At 65.7% G+C, this 16,754-nt stretch carries 17 protein-coding genes and 1 other RNA gene; 5 read left to right on the top strand and 13 right to left on the bottom strand.

The window, feature by feature from the left end:
- Positions 1-332: 332 nt before the first annotated feature.
- Together hrpB and U1737_RS05820 are read left to right on the top strand one after the other, a co-directional pair.
- On the top strand, positions 333-2,855 hold the full coding sequence (gene hrpB / locus U1737_RS05825; protein ID WP_332795950.1) for an ATP-dependent helicase HrpB: 2,523 nt from the start codon (positions 333-335) through the stop codon (positions 2,853-2,855).
- Between the two features lie 10 nt (positions 2,856-2,865).
- Positions 2,866-3,147 (top strand): ETC complex I subunit, encoded by a 282-nt coding sequence (locus U1737_RS05820; RefSeq protein WP_187503982.1) that lies wholly within the window; start codon positions 2,866-2,868, stop codon positions 3,145-3,147.
- Positions 3,148-3,434: 287 nt separating this feature from the next.
- Here U1737_RS05820 and U1737_RS05815 read toward each other — a convergent pair whose 3' ends face one another.
- The 4 genes from U1737_RS05815 to U1737_RS05800 are packed head-to-tail and all read right to left on the bottom strand — an operon-like array spanning position 3,435 to position 6,053.
- Positions 3,435-3,938: an NUDIX hydrolase gene (locus tag U1737_RS05815; protein WP_332795949.1), complete on the bottom strand. Its 504-nt coding sequence runs from the start codon at positions 3,936-3,938 to the stop codon at positions 3,435-3,437.
- A complete protein-coding gene (locus U1737_RS05810; protein ID WP_332795948.1) occupies positions 3,935-4,600 on the bottom strand; it encodes a TPM domain-containing protein in 666 nt (221 codons plus the stop codon). The genes U1737_RS05815 and U1737_RS05810 overlap by 4 nt, the downstream gene beginning before the upstream one ends.
- 1 nt (position 4,601) lies before the next feature.
- Positions 4,602-5,447 (bottom strand): TPM domain-containing protein, encoded by an 846-nt coding sequence (locus tag U1737_RS05805; RefSeq protein WP_332795947.1) that lies wholly within the window; start codon positions 5,445-5,447, stop codon positions 4,602-4,604.
- 9 nt (positions 5,448-5,456) lie between these two features.
- On the bottom strand, positions 5,457-6,053 hold the full coding sequence (locus U1737_RS05800) for a LemA family protein (protein WP_248524502.1): 597 nt from the start codon (positions 6,051-6,053) through the stop codon (positions 5,457-5,459).
- Between the two features lie 105 nt (positions 6,054-6,158).
- On the opposite strand from U1737_RS05800, the gene mscL reads away from it, so the two are divergent.
- The gene (gene mscL / locus U1737_RS05795; RefSeq protein ID WP_332795946.1) at positions 6,159-6,629 is read left to right on the top strand and encodes a large conductance mechanosensitive channel protein MscL; all 471 of its coding nucleotides are present in this window, start codon (positions 6,159-6,161) and stop codon (positions 6,627-6,629) included.
- A 148-nt stretch (positions 6,630-6,777) separates the two neighbouring features.
- On the opposite strand, the gene U1737_RS05790 is transcribed toward mscL, so the two are convergent.
- A complete protein-coding gene (locus tag U1737_RS05790; protein ID WP_132735874.1) occupies positions 6,778-7,209 on the bottom strand; it encodes an RrF2 family transcriptional regulator in 432 nt (143 codons plus the stop codon).
- 101 nt (positions 7,210-7,310) lie between these two features.
- On the opposite strand from U1737_RS05790, the gene ssrA reads away from it, so the two are divergent.
- Positions 7,311-7,666, top strand: a transfer-messenger RNA (tmRNA) gene (gene ssrA, locus U1737_RS05785).
- A gap of 443 nt (positions 7,667-8,109) precedes the next feature.
- On the top strand, positions 8,110-8,304 hold the full coding sequence (locus U1737_RS05780; RefSeq protein WP_332795945.1) for a hypothetical protein: 195 nt from the start codon (positions 8,110-8,112) through the stop codon (positions 8,302-8,304).
- Positions 8,305-8,537: 233 nt separating this feature from the next.
- On the opposite strand, the gene U1737_RS05775 is transcribed toward U1737_RS05780, so the two are convergent.
- The 8 genes from U1737_RS05775 to rbfA all read right to left on the bottom strand — a co-directional run bounded on the left by U1737_RS05775 (position 8,538) and on the right by rbfA (position 16,635).
- Entirely contained in the window at positions 8,538-9,701 is a 1,164-nt protein-coding gene (locus U1737_RS05775; protein WP_332795944.1) for an acyltransferase family protein, read from the bottom strand.
- A gap of 1 nt (position 9,702) precedes the next feature.
- Positions 9,703-10,338, bottom strand: a complete 636-nt coding sequence (locus U1737_RS05770) for a GDSL-type esterase/lipase family protein (protein WP_332795943.1) — start codon at positions 10,336-10,338, stop codon at positions 9,703-9,705.
- A 238-nt stretch (positions 10,339-10,576) separates the two neighbouring features.
- Positions 10,577-10,969, bottom strand: coding sequence for a response regulator (locus U1737_RS05765; RefSeq protein WP_248524507.1), 393 nt, complete (start codon positions 10,967-10,969; stop codon positions 10,577-10,579).
- A 139-nt stretch (positions 10,970-11,108) separates the two neighbouring features.
- Complete coding sequence (gene pnp / locus U1737_RS05760) at positions 11,109-13,538, bottom strand: polyribonucleotide nucleotidyltransferase (protein ID WP_332795942.1); 2,430 nt, start codon at positions 13,536-13,538, stop codon at positions 11,109-11,111.
- 192 nt (positions 13,539-13,730) lie between these two features.
- Positions 13,731-14,000 carry a 30S ribosomal protein S15 gene (rpsO, locus tag U1737_RS05755; RefSeq protein WP_055881152.1) on the bottom strand — a complete coding sequence of 90 codons (270 nt, stop codon included), beginning with the start codon at positions 13,998-14,000 and terminating at the stop codon, positions 13,731-13,733.
- An 18-nt stretch (positions 14,001-14,018) separates the two neighbouring features.
- Positions 14,019-15,044 (bottom strand): tRNA pseudouridine(55) synthase TruB, encoded by a 1,026-nt coding sequence (gene truB / locus U1737_RS05750; protein ID WP_332795941.1) that lies wholly within the window; start codon positions 15,042-15,044, stop codon positions 14,019-14,021.
- Between the two features lie 239 nt (positions 15,045-15,283).
- Complete coding sequence (locus tag U1737_RS05745) at positions 15,284-15,859, bottom strand: thymidine kinase (RefSeq protein WP_248524510.1); 576 nt, start codon at positions 15,857-15,859, stop codon at positions 15,284-15,286.
- A 386-nt stretch (positions 15,860-16,245) separates the two neighbouring features.
- On the bottom strand, positions 16,246-16,635 hold the full coding sequence (gene rbfA / locus U1737_RS05740; protein ID WP_282580597.1) for a 30S ribosome-binding factor RbfA: 390 nt from the start codon (positions 16,633-16,635) through the stop codon (positions 16,246-16,248).
- Positions 16,636-16,754 lie beyond the last annotated feature (119 nt).

Below are 16,754 nucleotides of genomic sequence, written 5' to 3'. Positions count from 1 at the left end.
GAGAGGTGGCAGTAACTGAGCGCAACGGCTGTCAGTGCCGTTTCTCAATTGGACCCCGGCCTTCGCCGGGGCGGTGCCGTTGGCGGGTGCGTGAGCCATCGATGTCCGTGAGCCCGAACGATCCTCCCCCGTCAGGGGGAGGTGGCACCGAAGGTGACGGAGGGGGAGGACACGGAGCCGAGGTTGCGCTTACCTCCCCCTCCGTCTGGCAAGCGCCAGCCACCTCCCCCTGGCGGGGGAGGATCGCAAAGTTCAGGCGCTCACCCCCGAACGACATGCCCGCGTAACCGCAAAGCCTGTCGCCAACCCCGCCACTGTGGCAGCAGGCCCCGATGACCCCGCCGCCGCTCCCGATCCTCACCGTACTTCCCGACCTCCTCGCAACCCTACGCGAGCGAACCTCGGCCGTCCTCGTAGCCCCCCCCGGCGCCGGCAAGACCACCGCAGTCGCCCCGGCCCTTCTCACCGAACCCTGGTGCACCGGCGAGATCCTCCTCCTCTCCCCCCGTCGCCTCGCCGCCCGCGCCGCCGCCGAACGCATGGCCTCGACCGCCGGCGAGCCGGTCGGCCAGACCTTCGGCTACGCCACCCGTATGGACAGCAAGCGCTCCGCAGCAACCCGCGTCACGGTGATCACCGAAGGCATCTTCGTCGCCCGCATCCAGGCCGATCCCGAACTCGCCGGCGTCTCCGCGGTGTTGTTCGACGAAGTCCACGAACGTAGCCTCGACGGCGATTTCGGCTTGGCGCTCGCACTCGACGTCCAGGCCGGCTTCCGTCCCGACCTCCGCATCGTCGCCATGTCCGCAACGCTCGACGGCGCGCGGTTCGCAGCACTCATGGATGGCGCCCCCGTGATCGAAAGCGAAGGCCGAAGCTATCCCCTGACCCTCCGCCACATCGGCCGCCAAGCCGAGTTGCGGATCGAGGACTCGGTCGCCGCCGCCGTCCGCCGCGCGCTCGGCGAAGCGGACGGCGGCGTGCTCGCTTTCCTCCCCGGTGTCGCGGAGATCGAACGCACCGCCGACCGCCTCGCCAATTTGCCAGACGACATCGTCCTCCACGAACTCCATGGCAGCCTCGATCCCGCCGCCCAGCGCGCCGCGATCCTCCCCGAGCCCGACGGCCGGCGGAAGGTCGTGCTCGCCACCAGCATCGCCGAGACCAGCCTGACGCTCGACGGCATCCGCATCGTCGTCGATTCGGGGCTGGCGAGACGCCCGCGCTACGACCGCGCCGCCGGCATGACCCGCCTGGTCACCGAACGCGCGAGCCAGGCCGCGGTCACCCAGCGCGCGGGACGCGCCGCGCGCCTCGGGCCGGGTATTGCGTATCGTTTGTGGGAAGAGGCGGCCACCGCCGGCCTTCCGCGCTACGATCCGCCGGAAATCCTTGAGGCGGACTTGTCTGCGCTGGTGCTCGCGTGCGCACTCTGGGGCGTCGGCGATCCGCGAGACCTCCGCTGGATCGACCCGCCCCCCGCCGCCGCGATCGACGAGGCGATGGCCCGCCTGACGACGCTCGAAGCGATCGAGGACGGTCGCCCGACGCCGCATGGCCGAGCGATCGCCAAACTGCCGATGCCCCCGAGACTCGCGCACATGTTGCTGAGGGCAGGGGAGCGCGGCCTGGCGCCGGTGGCAGCCCAAATCGCAGTCCTGCTCGGCGAACGCGGCATAGGCGGGCAGGACGTCGACCTTGAAACTCGTCTCCGCAGATGGAAAACCGAACGCGGGGCCAAGGCAAAGGCGGCGAGGGCGATGGCGGATCGCTGGGCGAAACTAGCTCCCCTCCCGCTTGCGGGAGGGGTCGGGGGAGGGCGCGACATATCCCAAGAGCGCGGCACTGCTGGATCAGCCCCTCCCCCGACCCCTCCCGCAAGCGGAAGGGGAGCAGAAGTGTGCGTGGCGCTCGGCTTCCCCGACCGCGTCGCCCGTCGTCGCGATGCGTCCGGCGAGACCTGGGCCTCGGTCGGTGGCCGCGGGTTCAAGCTCGATCCGACTTCGCCGCTCGCCCGCTCCGAATGGCTCGCCGTTGCCGACACGCAGGGCTCGGCCGCCGGCGCACGCATCCTCTCCGCGGTAGCGATCGACCAAGCCACCGTCGAAACCCTCTTCGCCGACCGTATCAAATCGCATCGGACCGTGACGTTCGACCTCACAACCGGCGGCATCCAAACCCTCCGCGAACGCCGCCTCGGCGCGATCCGGCTGTCGAGCGGCCCCGACAGCGGTGCCGATCCCGAAGCGATTCTCGCCGCGCTGATCAACGGCGTCCGGGAGCACGGCCTCGCGCTGCTGCCGTGGAGCGACGGCGCGCAGGCGTTGCGCGCGCGCGCCGCTTATGCGGGCGTACCGCTAGACGACGCCACGCTGCTCGATCGCGTGGACGAATGGCTAGCGCCGCTCCTCACCGGAAAGCGCCGACTCGACGCGATCGCCCCCGGCGCGCTTGCCGAAGCCTTGCGCAACCTGCTCGGCTGGGACGCGATGCAGACCATCAACCGGCTCGCCCCGCCCGATTTCACCAGCCCCGCCGGCAGCACGCACGCGATCGACTACGCCGCGGAAGGTGGCCCCCGCGTCGAACTTCGCGTGCAAGCCCTGTTCGGCCTCGCGGTGCATCCGACGATCGGCGAGGCGCGCGTGCCGTTGGTCCTCAGTCTCACATCCCCCGCCGGCCGGCCGATCCAGACGACGCGCGATCTCCCCGGTTTCTGGGCAGGCAGCTGGACCGCGGTGGCGAAGGAAATGCGCGGCCGCTACCCCAAGCATCCCTGGCCCGACGACCCCGCCGCGGCGTCCGCGACGCTGCGCACGAAAAAGGCGGATGCAAGGGCCGCCGGTTCGCGATAAGGGAGCATCCATGCCTACCGCCCGTATCTTCCAGCGCCCCAAGAACGCCATGCAGTCCGGCAAGCACCGGACCGACGCCTGGCAGCTCGAATTCGAACCCTCGGAGCCCAAGCGCCCCGACCCGCTCACCGGCTGGGCCGGTAGCGGCGACACCCGCGATCAGGTGCGCCTGCTGTTCCCGACCGCCGAAGCGGCGATCGCGCACTGCGAGCGGGAAGGGTTCGGCTACACCGTCGTCCCCGCGCCGCAGAAGACGCTGAAGCTGCAGAGCTACGCGGATAATTTCAAGTAAGCTCGGGGAGCGGCGCGGCCCTGACTCCGCGGTGCTCTGGCCGACCGCCTCCCGACTACCCCGTCATGCCGGACTCGTTCCGGCATCCACCGTTCCGCACACTCGCAAGCCGTAGGTTACGCGGATCCGTGGACCCCGGAACAAGCCCGGGGAGACGGAGTGGCTGAGGGACTGGGAAACCCCCATCGCCTCCGGCGTCTCACCCTCTCCCAACGGGGAGAGGAAGGGGCCCGCGGCGACTTTGCCGTGGGAAGGGTGAGGGCAAGGGGCGGGCGCGGCACCCGCCGCTAGAGTATCGACCCCGCCAGGATCAGCAGCATCTTGGTATCGATCGCGACCCCGGCCTTGCGCTTCTCCGCGACGAACGCCGGCACGTCCGCCAGCGGCACCCGGTGCACGGTGATGTTCTCGTCGCCATCGCCGCCGCCATCGCCGATTTTCGTCAGCCCGGTCGCGCGGACCAGAGTGAAGCATTCCGACGTCATTCCCGGTGACGAGTAGAACACTCCTAAATCTTCGATCGCGTCCGCGCGGTAGCCGGTCTCCTCCTCCAGCTCGCGCCCGGCCGCCACCGCGACGCTCTCGCCCGCGGTTTCGTCACCGACCAAGCCGGCCGGCAGCTCCAGACACGCGCGACCCAACGGCACGCGGAACTGCTCCACCAAGATCACGTCGCCCTCGTCGATCGCGACGATCACCGCCGCTGCGATCTCGCCTTGGCGCGCGGCGAATTCCCATGTGCCTTCGGTCTGGACGGTGATGTATTTGCCGGCCCATACGGTCTTGCTCATAGTTCGATCAGCCTGTCGGGGAGTTCGTTGACCGGCGCACCGGTGCGGGGAAAATGTTCAGCCAATACCGCGCCGATCTGCGCCACCGCGTCCGCCATGCCGTCGGCGGGACGATCGTCGCGCACGCCGGCCAGCACTGCCGCCATCGCCGCACCCCAGGTTTCGTTCGGCACGCGCGAGTGGATCGCGTCGTCGGCGATGATCTCCGCGCGGTGTTCGGCCAGCGACAGATACAACAGCACCCCGGTCGAGCCTTTGGTGCGCTTTTCTGCCCCGGCACGAAACAGGAGCAGAGCCCGCCGCCGCACGCGTCGCGCCTTGGTCGCACCCGGCGTCATCGCCACCCGTACCGACGTCGCCGCCAACACCAGCCGCACCGCCAGAAACACCAAAGTCACCAGCACCAGCGCGACCACATACAGCGCACCCTGCGGTGCCGCCTGCCAAGGATCGATCAGCGCATAGATATGGTCCGCCGCGACCGGGTGAAACGCGAGCAGCGCCAGCGTCAGCAGCATCGCCAGCACCGCCCAGTGCAGCGACACGTCGTGATACGCATCCGACTGCCGTGCGACGATCGTGACGATCTCGCCGGTCGTCGCGGTCTCCGCCTGCGTCACGGCCGCGGTGACGCGGTCATGATCGGTTTCGCTCAGCCGCATGTCACCAACTCCCCGATGCGCCGCCGCCGCCGCCGGATCCACCGCCGCCGCCACCGAAGCCACCGCCGCCCCAGCCACCGCCGCTATCGCCGCCGCCGCCGAAGCCACCGCCGCCGCCGCCACCACGGGTCATCGCGTCGGCGATGCTCCACAGCACGATCGGCAAGGCGCCGCTGCCACCACCGCGGCTCCCGCCATCGACATACTGCTTTCCACCCGCACGCCGCGAGATCATCGGAATGACGATCGCCGCCAGCACGATGCCGAATAAGATCAGCCCGATCGGCACGCCGCCACCACCCGAATTCGAGCGACGATGCGTTTTGTCATACTCCGCCGCCGCCGCGGACACCTTCGCGCGCGCCTCCGCATCGGGCAGCGCGAGCTGGTCCGCCACCGCATTCGTCCCCGCAACGATCCCGCCGGGGATATCCCCCGCCTTGAAGCGCGGCAGGATCTGCTGGTTGATGACGACGCTGGAGAAAGCGTCGGTCAGCACCGGTTCGAGCCCGTAGCCGACCTCGATCCGCACCTTCCGGTCGTTCGGCGCGACCAGCAGGATCGCGCCGTTGTTCGCGTCCTTCAGCCCGACGCCCCAGGTCCGGATCAGTCGATTGCCGTAATCCTCGATCGGGTAGCCTTCGAGATCGGGCACGGTCGCGACGACCAGCTGGTTGCCGGTCGCCTTTTGCAGGTCGTCGAGCCGCTTGGTCAGCGCCGCTTCCTGGTCGGGCGGGATCACGTTCGCCGCATCGACGACGAAACCGGTGAACTTAGGAAGCGTTTGCGCGGTCGCGGGGCTGCTTCCCAGCACCGCGAACGCCAGCGTCAGGAGGTGGCGGAGCATGATGCCCGATCAGCTCGCGTTGCCGAAATTCACCGTCGGTGCGGTCTCGGCGCCGGGCGTGGTCGCTGCGAACGGCACCATCGGCTTGGCACCGTAGAAGATCTTCGCGCCGACCGCGTCGGGGAAGGTGCGGATCTTGGTGTTATACTCCTGTACCGCGCCGTTGTAATCGCGCCGCGCGATCGTGATGCGGTTCTCGGTGCCCTCGAGCTGGCTCATCAGCGTGGTGTAGTTGCCCTGGCTCTTCAGCTCGGGATACGCCTCCTGCAAACGCTGGAGCGACAGCCCGACCGCGCCCTGGACGCGCTGATACTGCTCCATCTTTGCCGGATCGGACAGATCGGCGGCCGAAACCTGGACCGAATTCGCAGCCGAGCGCGCCTGCGTCACCTGGACGAGGATATCCTTCTCCTGCGCGCCGGCCGCCTTCACCGTCGCGACGAGGTTGGGGATCAGGTCGGCGCGGCGCTGATAGTTGTTCTGGACGTCGGCCCAGCGCGCCTTGGCGTTTTCCTCGGCGGTCGGCACGCTGTTGATCCCGCACCCGGCCAGTGCCGATGCGAGCAGGATCGCGGCGGTACCGCGGACGATTGGGGCACGTGACATCGGGGCTCTCCTGAATACCTGTGTCACCCTCATAGGACAGTCGGCAGGGTTGGCGAAACCGAAATCGGTGGCTAGCCTGAGCGTCGAACAACAGGGAGGGCGCGGATGCTCAAGGAATTTAAGGCCTTCATCATGCGCGGCAACGTGCTCGATCTCGCCATCGCGGTGATCATCGGCGCGGCATTCGGCAAGATCGTTACCTCGCTGACCGACGACGTGCTGATGCCGATAATCGGCAAGGTCTTCGGCGGGCTCGATTTCTCGAGCTATTTCTGGCGGATGGGCGCGGTGCCCGCGGGCTATGTCGGCTCGCTGACCGATTACGCGGCGCTGAAGAAGGCCGGCGTGCCGCTGCTCGGCTATGGTGCGTTCGCGACGCAGCTCGTCAATTTCGTGATCGTCGCTGGCATCATCTTCATGATCCTGCGCGTGGTTAACCGGACGGCGGCGCTGATCGAGCGCGAGACAGCACGGTTGAAGCGCGAGGAAGCGGCCACGCCGGTCGCGCCTGCGCCAGAACCGGTCGAGATCGCGCTGCTGCGTGAGATCCGTGACGAGTTGAAGGCTAGGGGGTGACCTGCTTGTCCCTCTCCCCCGCGGGGAGAGGGAGGGAGGAGCCGTCAGGCGACGGAAGGGTGATGGGCTTGAGGCTCAGGTCGGGATCCCAACGCCCCTCATCCGACGCTGCCGCGCCACCTTCTCCCCGCAGGGGAGAAGGGTAGAATTACGCCGCTACCAGATCCTCGGCGTTGGCATCTGCCAGGCTCGTCCCATCCAGAATCCGCGCAGTCTCGTCGCGCACCCGCATCATCGCGTAGCGGATCGCGCAATCCGCCTCGCTCTTGCAGTCTAGGCACGGCCGGTACGCGGTCCGGCTCACGCACGGCACCAGCGCGAGCGGCCCCTCGATGATCCGGATAATCTCGCCCAGCGAAATTAAATGGCTCGGCCGCGACAGGCAATAGCCCCCCATCTTGCCGCGATGGCTGATCAACAGCCCGGACTCGCGCAGATCGGCGAGGATCAGCTCGAGGAATTTCCGCGGCACATTCGCCTCGGCGGCGATCCGCGTCATCGGGATGGGAGGGCCACCGGCGGGGGCGCCGCCAAGGAAGATCATCGCGCGGAGCGCGTAGCGGGAGCGCTGCGTCAACATAATGCAGGTTGCTATGCACGCGCTTTGTGGCGAGCGGAAGGCGGTTTGGCACGCCGCGTGCTAGGACATTGGCGTTTCTGGATAAAAAACCATCGGAGCCCGGGCTTTTCATCGCGGTGCGGCGCGCCTATATCGGGCATGCCGTCGGGGGAATCTTCTCTTGGCGGCTATGGCGATAAACCGTGGCGTGTCATAGACACAGCGGACCCGGGGGCAGTACCCGGCGACTCCACCACCGCCCTCTTCGCAAGAGGGGGACGATGACGGGGTCGAACTAGGATCGACGTGTGTTCAACGACGCTATGTTTCGCTCGGAATGGGACCACCGCAACGGCCCATACACAAGTGCCAACGATAACGAAGCACTCGCAATTGCCGCATAACTGACGGTCTAACGACCTAAGTTATACGGACGAAAGCGCGGTTCGGGCCACACCGGGCAACAGAAGTGGAAACCGGCGGTACGGGGGGCACCGAGCAACAGAAGCTCCCCACTCTCTCGATCACCCAGTCTAGGATCATGCGGCCAGGCGTTCGACCAGTCGCAACACCGGCGGGCTGAAGTCGAGCGGACCTACAGCCGTTCGTCACGACCAGCACCGCGCCGCCCCAATAATAGGCCGGATGTACGCAGCCCCGCGATCGCAGGTCGAAGATCATGCCTGCCACGACGTAAACCGCCATCGATGCGAACACCGCAAGCGGTGCGAACTTGCCCAGCAACGGCATCGGCAGGATCCGCCCCCGCGCCGGCGACATCGCCAGGATCGTCCCGCACACCATCAACCGCTTTTGCCACGCCGCCTGCCGCCTCACCGCGATCGCCCACGCCGTGAGCACGCCGAAGCCGATCACGCCCAGCACGAGAAAGACTCCCGGTGGAAAGAACGGCGGCACCCGGTGCTGCTCAATCGCCATGGCCGTGGTCACGATGGCCAGCACGACCATCACGAGCGCAGGGCCCGCGCCAAGCATGCCCAATTGCCGATGGCGTCGAACCGAACCGCGCACGATCAGCCCGTTCTGGACGACGTAGAGCAGAATCCACGTCAAGAAGACCGCTACATGCAGATGAACTTGTGCCGGCAGTTCTAAGAAGCTCCACTGCATGCGCGCCGCGTTGAGCGTGAAACCGAATACTATCGTAGCAGCAATTACGATCGCCATGACCAGAAAGAACCATCGCTCGTTGACGAGTGCGGGACCGCCGCCCGATGGTGCCGAAGCTATCGTGGCCAACCTGCCGCCCCCGCGAGTCGATGTTCGGGAGCAGAACGATGCGCTTAATGGTGAGGCCCGGAAAGTCGTGTCGAAATACGGTCGCAGGACTAAGCGGGTGCGATGCTATTGGACTGTGCTGGGTCCGGCAGCTTGCCATTGAAGATGAACGCGATCACCGGGTATCTTGCGACCAGCAGTACATGCACCGCATAAGACAACAGGGATCCGACGACGAGTGCTACGAGAAATTCTGCATAAGGGGTCCACGCCACGTGCAACAGGGCCAGTTTCGTCGCGATGATGATCGGGAAATGCAGGATATAGATCGTGAAGGACGCATCCGCGAGCCGGCGTATGAACGGCGGCACCATTCGGATCGCGACCGCGGATCGCAGGATCAGGACCGAGGCGGCGGGCGGGCACAGCGACATGCCGACGAGCACGATCAGATCGCCGACAACCGCCCGTCCGAGCGGATCGAGCATCGCGCTCAAACCGCCGAACCAGCCCGCATAGAGTCCGCCGATCGCAATCAGGATGATCATGGGGGTGCGGATCGACGCCGTCATGGTACGGTACAGTAGCGGTGACCGCGCGAGCAGAAAGCCGAGAAGGTAGAAAGGGGCATAGCCGAGCATCAGTTGGACCTGCGACAATGCCGCGGCGTACTCTTTGGGTGCATGCCCCCCCAACATCTGACGCGTGATCATCATGAGCGCGCAGCAGGCGAACGCGGACGATAGCAACAAGACGGTCTGTGCCGAACCGCCGCACCCACGGCCTTCCGCAAGTATGCGCTCGAGGATCCCGATCACGTCATGGCGCTGATCGAGCAGGTGAAACGCATAGCTCATCGGCGCATAGGCGAGCAGCGCAACCAGGAACCAGAGATGATACCAGTCGTGCGCCAGCGTGAACGGGCCATGCGTCCGATCGGCAAGATCCCCGATCATCCAGCCGATCAGCGGGCAGATCACCAGCAGGCCGAACAGCAACGGTACGCCGATCTGGATACTGCGCCGGCCGAGCCATGCCCGCGGCGATCGTCGGCGCAGCGCGTGGCCGCACAGCAATCCCGAGATCAGCATAAAGCTGCCCATTCGAAACGCATGGGATATCAAAGGGATCGCGGCAAAGACGGGTAGGTGTTCCAGCCCTATCGCGCTGTGCAGCACGACGCCACCAAGCATCAGGATCGCGCGCCACACCGACAGGCCTTCGATCCTGGTGCTGACGACGCCGGGGTTCATGCTGGATGACGCGCCGAACATGTCATGTCCGTGGTGTGCGTTGCGGACAGGGGGCCGGGTCGCCCCGCTTGAGGCCCGATTGCAACGCGGGCCGGATCGCCCGCGTCAGTCGCGCATAGCCGGCGGAATTGAGGTGAACGCCGTCGTCGACATAGAAAGGCCCCGGCCGGTGATCGACCAGGAAATAGGGAACGACGTCGACGAACGTCACCCCCGGCGTCCGTGCCGCGATCGTTCGGGCCGCAGTGTTGAACAGCGTCTGTTCGGGCAAATTGCCCCAGCGGGTCGGGGACGGCTTCAACGCCACGACGACGACCGGAACATCCCCCCAGCGTCGCATCCTGAACGCCAGGAACGCGCGCAGGTTGACGACGTCCTCGGCCGCGCTCGCGCCTTTCGCGATATCGTTCTCGCCGGCATAATAAACGATCGCGCGCGGCCGAGACCCGCGCGGCTCGTTGCGGAGCATCTGAAGCAACTCGGGCATTCTGGCGCCATTGACGCCCCGGTTAAGCGCATCCCACGGCGTCATGTCCGCTTCCAGCGTCGTCCATTTGTGGATCGAAGAGCTGCCGATGAACCATATTGCGCAGCGATCGGCGCTCCCGTCGCCGGGAAGCCGTGCCGCGGCGTCGCGTGTTTCTGCACGCGATTGCATGACGAACAGCCATCCCCCGAACACGCTACCAAAGACGATCAACGCCAAGCAGAGTTTGCCGATTATAGCCCATATCGGCTGGTGGCGCCGGTCGTCGACAAGGCCAGCCGTCAAAGTTTCAAGATTGCCTCGCGCCACTGCGCCTCACCCGTTGCCGTCCCGCCATCCTATCCGAGGGGCGTAAGCTAAAGGTTAAGGGGTCCTCATTGGCTGGGCTTGAAACACTGGCGGCCGGGGATCAGGATTGCTTACCGGCTCCGGTCGACTCATCGTCGAGTGCGAGCAAACGACTAAGTTGCGCGCCTGTATAGGGTTTGCGCACGAAGTTTGCGGTCGCCGGTAGCGATCGATCGGCGCCGTCTTCCGAACCCGACGTCACGAGAATCGCAATATCAGGCCGTCGTTGGTGAACCACGTTGGCCAAGCCGACCCCGTCCAACGAGCCTGGCATCCGGATATCGGTAAACAGCGCACCAATATCCGGACGCTGCTCGAGGCAGGCAAGCGCATCGGCCGCATTGCCTGCTTCCACCACCTCATACCCGGCATCTTCGAGTGCGAAGAGCGAGTGGACGCGAACCAGCGGATCATCATCGACGACCAGAACGACGGACTTGGAGGGAGCATTCATAGCGGTTCGAACAGACGACAGGGACGTCCGTTCCCATAACAACCATGTTTGCCTCGCTAAATCTGGCAGGCCGAGCACCACATGAAAAAGGGGCCCGGTTTCCCGAGCCCCTCTTCATTTGCCGTTGGGCGGCAAAGCCTTAGTCGCGATCGCCCGTCAGGAACGCCGGCGCGAACTCGGGGGCCTTGTCGCCGTCCGAACGTGCAGCACGCTCGCCGCCGCCATTGCCGCCGCCGTCACGACGGGGGCCGCGGCCACCGCCGTTGCCGCCGGCATCGCGGCCACCGTCGCCATCGCGACGCGGGCCACGCGAGCCACGATCGCCGCCATCACGACCGCCGCCGCCTTCGCCGCGCGGGCCACGACCACCGCCGTTGCCGCCAGCATCACGACCACCATCGCCATCACGACGCGGACCGCGCGGACCACGATCGCCGCCTTCTCGGGGCTCACGTGCAGGACGCGTGTCCTCCAGCTCTTCGCCGGTCGTCTGGTCGACGACACGCATCGACAGGCGAACCTTGCCGCGCGGATCGATCTCGAGAACCTTGACCTTGACTTCCTGGCCTTCGGTCAGGGCGTCCGAGACCTTCTCGACGCGCTCGTTCTTGATTTCGGACACGTGGACGAGACCGTCCTTGCCACCCATGAAGTTCACGAACGCCCCGAAATCGACCAGGTTGACGACCTTGCCGTCATAGACCTTGCCGACTTCGGCTTCCTCGACGAGGCCCTTGATCCACTTGATCGCGGCTTCGATCTGCGCGGGGTCGGACGACGACACCTTGATCACGCCCTCGTCGTCGATGTCGACCTTGGCGCCGGTCTGCGCGACGATCTCGCGGATCACCTTGCCGCCGGTGCCGATGACTTCACGGATCTTCGACTTGTCGATCTGGAAGCTCTCGATGCGCGGTGCGTGGGCGCTGAGTTCCTCACGGGTGTGGTCGAGCGCCTTGGCCATCTCGCCCAGGATGTGCGCGCGGCCTTCCTTGGCCTGCGCCAGCGCCTTGCCCATGATCTCCTCGGTGATGCCGGCGATCTTGATGTCCATCTGCATCGTGGTGATGCCCTCGGACGTGCCCGCAACCTTGAAGTCCATGTCGCCGAGGTGATCCTCGTCGCCGAGGATGTCGCTGAGAACCGCGAAGTTCTTGCCCTCGAGGATCAGGCCCATCGCGATGCCCGACACCGGACGCTTCAGCGGCACGCCCGCATCCATCATCGACAGCGAACCGCCGCAGACCGTCGCCATCGACGACGAGCCGTTGCTCTCCGTGATGTCCGACAGGACGCGGATCGTGTACGGGAACTCTTCCTTGGTCGGCAGCACCGGGTGCAGCGCGCGCCAAGCGAGCTTGCCGTGACCGACTTCGCGACGACCCGGCGCACCGAAGCGACCGACTTCACCGACCGAGTAGGGCGGGAAGTTGTAGTGCAGCATGAAGTTTTCGTACGAAAGCCCGTTCAGGCCGTCGATCATCTGCTCCGCATCGCGCGTGCCGAGCGTGGTGGTGCAGATCGACTGCGTCTCGCCGCGCGTGAACAAGGCCGAGCCGTGCGTACGCGGGAGGAAGTGGACCATCGCCTCGATCGGACGGATCTGCGTGGTGGTGCGGCCGTCGATGCGGGTGCCGTCCTTGAGGATGGCGCCGCGGACGATCTCCGCCTCCAGCTTCTTCATCAGCTTGCCGGCTGCCATCTGGTCTTGCGGCGACGCGTCGGCGAACGCCGTCTTGCCCTTCGCACGCGCTGCATTCAGCAGGTCCGAGCGCTTGGACTTGTCGGTCACCTTGTAGGCGGCCGCAATGTCCTTGCCGATCAGCTTCTTCAGCTTGTCCTTGGCGGTCGACAGGTCGGCCTGCTCGGCCATTTCCCAAGGATCCTTGGCAGCCTGCTCGGCCAGATCGATGATCAGGTTGGCGGCTTCGCGGCAGGCCTTGTGGGCGAACTGCACGGCGCCGAGCATGATCTCTTCCGAAAGCTCCTTGGCTTCCGATTCGACCATCATCACGGCTTGGCCGGTGGCGGCGACGACGAGGTCGAGATCGCCAGCCTTGGCTTCATCGAGCGTCGGGTTGAGGATGTACGCGCCATCGACGTAACCGACGCGTGCTGCGCCGATCGGGCCCATGAACGGCACGCCCGAGATCGTCAGTGCTGCGGAGGCCGCGACCATCGCGAGGACGTCCGGCTCGTTCTCGCCGTCATACGACAGAACCTGGCAGATCACGTTGATCTCGTTGTAGAAACCCTCTGGGAAGAGGGGACGGATCGGGCGATCGATGAGACGGCTGGTCAGCGTCTCCTTTTCGGTCGCGCCGCGCTCACGCTTGAAGAAGCCGCCGGGGATGCGGCCGCTCGCGGAGAACTTCTCCTGATAATGGACGGTGAGCGGGAAGAAATCCTGCCCTTCCTTGACGGTCCGTGCAGCCGTCACGGCGCACAGAACGACGGTCTCGCCGAGGGTGGCGAGGACTGCGCCGTTGGCCTGGCGCGCAACGCGGCCGGTCTCGAGCGTCAGCGTCTTGCCGCCCCACTGGGCGCTTACGGTCTTGGTATCGAACATTCTTTTTCCTTCACTCCGGTCGCCAGATGCGAACGGGGCCTATGTGCGGGCTAAGCCGGCCCGCGGCGGTGTGGAGCGAGTTGTCGCTCCTTGCCATTGCGCCGAATTGCGCTCTGGCGTTTGCCTCCGCGCGAGATGCGCGGAATCAAAACCCTATATACGAAAACGGCCCCCCGAGGGGAGCCGTCTAAGTTACTTGCGGAGACCGAGCTTCGCGATCAGATCCAGATAGCGCTGGCCGTCCTTGTGACGGAGATAATCCAGCAGCGTCCGGCGCTTGTTGACCATCATGAGAAGGCCACGACGCGAGTGGTTGTCCTTCTTGTGGCCCTTGAAATGCTCGGTCAGGTTCTTGATGCGCTCGGTCAGGATCGCGACCTGGACTTCCGGCGAACCGGTGTCACCCTCGGCGCGCGAATGCTCCTTGACGAGCTCGGTCTTGCGTTCAGCGGTAATCGTCATGAATTCATGTCCTCGACATCACATATTGAAACCGCGAACGACCCGGACGTCTCCGTCCTCGACCTCGACCAGCGCGACCGGGACAGCGTCCAGTTCGGCAAAGTATTGGCCATCGTCTGCGGCGATCCCGGCCAAGATACGCCCCTGTCGGAGCGCCCCTGCCTGGTCGGGGGTGAGGGAGAGAGCCGGGATGTCGTCCAGCGCCACCCTCAAGGGCAGAAGTACATCTTCAAGCGCGTTGCCTCTAGCGAGTTCGTCCAGTTTGTCCAGCGATATCGCGGCGGTGAGGTCGAACGGACCGGCCTTGGTGCGGCGCAGCATGGTGACGTGGCCGACGGTGCCGAGGGCTAGGGCGATGTCGCGCGCGAGGCTGCGGATGTAGGTGCCCTTCGACACATGCGCGGTGAGGGTGACCTCGTCGAGGGGGGCGTGGGGCAGGGTGGGCTGCAATTCCTCCCCGGCACGGGGAGGGGGACCGCCGTCCGCTTGGACGGTGGTGGAGGGGGGGGCGCCACCGGCGGAACGCTCGCGGGGGCCCCCCTCCACCAGCTGCGCTGGTCCCCCTCCCCGTGCCGTGGAGGATCTCAAGCTGTGGATCGTCACATCCCGGCTAGCCAGCACCACCTCATGCCCAGCCCGAGCCAGATCATAAGCCCGCTCCCCATCCACCTTCAGCGCGGAATACGCCGGCGGCACCTGAGAAATCGGCCCACTGAACTGCGCAAGCACAGCTTCCACCGCCGCCAAAGTCGGCCGCACCTCAGAGGTCGCAATGCTCACGCCCTCCGCATCTAGCGTATCCGTCTGAACCCCGAACATAACCGTAAAATCATAGATCTTGTCGCTATCGAGCATCCGCCCGGCAAGCTTGGTCGCCTCCCCAACGGCGATCGGCAGAACCCCGGTAGCAAGCGGATCGAGCGTCCCCCCATGCCCCACCTTGAACTTCCCATACCCGCCGCTGCGCAAGGCGCGCTTCACCGCCGACACCCCCTGCGTCGAGCCAAGCCCCAGCGGCTTGTCCAGAATGATCCAGCCGTGCATGTCTTAAATCCTAGAATATCGAACGCATGTGGCGGGGATCAATTCCGTCGCCAACCAATCCCGTCGCCGAACGACCCCGTTACCGACCGACCCCGTAGCCAGCCAACCCAAACCCGTCACCCCAGCGAAAGCTGGGGTATCCCACGGGTCAGATGCCGCCCGCCAAATGATGAGATCCCAGCTTCCGCTGGGATGACGGTGGGGGGGGAGCGAAGCGGTGGCATTTTCGACGGGAAACGCTACCCCAAAGCCTCGCAAAAATGCCGCCGACACAGCGCGACATACCGATCATTCCCGCCAATCTCCGTCTGCTGCCCCTCGGCAATCGCGCGGCCACTCCCATCAACCCGCAGGTTCATCGTAGCCTTGCGCCCACACCCGCAAACCGACTTGATCTCCACCAACGAGTCCGCCAGCGCCAGCAACCGCGCCGACCCCGGAAACAGCGCCCCCTGGAAATCAGTCCGCAAGCCATACGCCAGCACAGGTATCCCGACCACATCACAGATTTGCGCAAGCTGATTGACCTGCGCGGACGTCAGAAACTGCGCCTCGTCCACCAGCACGCAAGAAATCGCGTCCTCCCCGTGCTGCCGAACCACGCAAGCCCCGATATCCGTCTCCGCATCGAACGCGATCGCCGGCGCCTCCAGCCCGATCCGCGACGTGATCGTCCCCGCCGCGAACCGATCGTCGATCGCCGCCGTGAACAACATCGTCCGCATCCCCCGCTCACGGTAATTGAAGTCCGCCTGCAACAGGTTCGTCGACTTCCCCGCGTTCATCGACGCGTAGTAGAAATACAGCTTGGCCATTGGGGGCAAAGAGCGGGAAGGCGGACGGATGTCCAGTGGCGTCGCAGTGTTGGGCCGGGAATTCCGCAACGAGCAAGCTGCTCCCGTGCGACCGCCGCTCATCACCCGTCCCGTGGGACCGCGCCCACCACCCGTTCGTCCTGAGTAGCTGCTGAGCTTGTCGAAGCGGCGTATCGAAGGATGGGTTGGCGCGGGGAATCTGTGCTTCGATACGAGCCCTCGATACGCTTCTTCGAAGCTACTCGGTCTCTACTCAGCACGAACGGAAGAGGGGCGGGCAACGAGCGCGGTGCGGAGCGAGGAGTACTGGATGGGGCGATCAAGCAATCGCTCGACCAGACTAACTCCTGACTGGCTACAAGCGCGGCGCTAGCAGCCCGCCAAGATCAATCTTCCGCCAAATCCCGCGCGATGTGCGGATCACGCAACAATTGGTCGATGTGCGTGCCCTCGTCGAAGCTCTCGTCCGCGAGAAACTTCAGTTTCGCCGCGTACCGCATCTGCACCCGGTTCGCGACTTCGCGCTGGAGGTAGGCGGTGTTGGTCCGCAGCGCCTTCAGCACCTTCTCCTCGTCCTTGCCGAGCAGCGGCTTCACGAAGACGGTGGCGTGGCGGAGATCAGGGGACATGCGGACTTCGGTGATCGTCACGAGGTGCTTTTCGAGCACCGGATCGTGGACGTCGCCGCGTGCGAGGATGTCTGACAGCGCATGACGCGCCTGTTCGCCGACTCGCAAGCTGCGAACGGCCTTAGCTTCTGGGGTATCGGTCTTCATAATCTCTAACTCCCCTCCCGCCTGCGGGAGGGGCCGGGGGTGGGCTCCCGGCCTCGGCGTCTTGCACCGTGGATGGCGGGTGCCCACCCCCCGACCCCCTCCCGCATGCGGGAGGGGGA

The organism is Sphingomonas fucosidasi (assembly GCF_036663855.1).
Classification (GTDB): Bacteria; Pseudomonadota; Alphaproteobacteria; order Sphingomonadales; family Sphingomonadaceae; genus Sphingomonas; species Sphingomonas faeni_B.
Note: the sequence above shows the minus strand (reverse complement) of the source record. Positions and strands in the feature narration are given on the sequence as shown.

Excerpts from the sequence above, each read along its gene's own strand:
- U1737_RS05790 (WP_132735874.1), bottom strand. The coding sequence starts at position 7,209 with ATGTTGACGCAGCGCTCCCGCTACGCGCTCCGCGCGATGATCTTCCTT.
- hrpB (WP_332795950.1), top strand. The coding sequence starts at position 333 with ATGACCCCGCCGCCGCTCCCGATCCTCACCGTACTTCCCGACCTCCTC.
- rbfA (WP_282580597.1), bottom strand. The coding sequence starts at position 16,635 with ATGAAGACCGATACCCCAGAAGCTAAGGCCGTTCGCAGCTTGCGAGTC.
- mscL (WP_332795946.1), top strand. The coding sequence starts at position 6,159 with ATGCTCAAGGAATTTAAGGCCTTCATCATGCGCGGCAACGTGCTCGAT.
- U1737_RS05820 (WP_187503982.1), top strand. The coding sequence starts at position 2,866 with ATGCCTACCGCCCGTATCTTCCAGCGCCCCAAGAACGCCATGCAGTCC.
- U1737_RS05805 (WP_332795947.1), bottom strand. The coding sequence starts at position 5,447 with ATGCTCCGCCACCTCCTGACGCTGGCGTTCGCGGTGCTGGGAAGCAGC.
- U1737_RS05815 (WP_332795949.1), bottom strand. The coding sequence starts at position 3,938 with ATGAGCAAGACCGTATGGGCCGGCAAATACATCACCGTCCAGACCGAA.
- rpsO (WP_055881152.1), bottom strand. The coding sequence starts at position 14,000 with ATGACGATTACCGCTGAACGCAAGACCGAGCTCGTCAAGGAGCATTCG.
- U1737_RS05745 (WP_248524510.1), bottom strand. The coding sequence starts at position 15,859 with ATGGCCAAGCTGTATTTCTACTACGCGTCGATGAACGCGGGGAAGTCG.
- pnp (WP_332795942.1), bottom strand. The coding sequence starts at position 13,538 with ATGTTCGATACCAAGACCGTAAGCGCCCAGTGGGGCGGCAAGACGCTG.
- U1737_RS05770 (WP_332795943.1), bottom strand. The coding sequence starts at position 10,338 with ATGCAATCGCGTGCAGAAACACGCGACGCCGCGGCACGGCTTCCCGGC.
- U1737_RS05775 (WP_332795944.1), bottom strand. The coding sequence starts at position 9,701 with ATGTTCGGCGCGTCATCCAGCATGAACCCCGGCGTCGTCAGCACCAGG.
- truB (WP_332795941.1), bottom strand. The coding sequence starts at position 15,044 with ATGCACGGCTGGATCATTCTGGACAAGCCGCTGGGGCTTGGCTCGACG.
- U1737_RS05765 (WP_248524507.1), bottom strand. The coding sequence starts at position 10,969 with ATGAATGCTCCCTCCAAGTCCGTCGTTCTGGTCGTCGATGATGATCCG.
- U1737_RS05800 (WP_248524502.1), bottom strand. The coding sequence starts at position 6,053 with ATGTCACGTGCCCCAATCGTCCGCGGTACCGCCGCGATCCTGCTCGCA.
- U1737_RS05810 (WP_332795948.1), bottom strand. The coding sequence starts at position 4,600 with ATGCGGCTGAGCGAAACCGATCATGACCGCGTCACCGCGGCCGTGACG.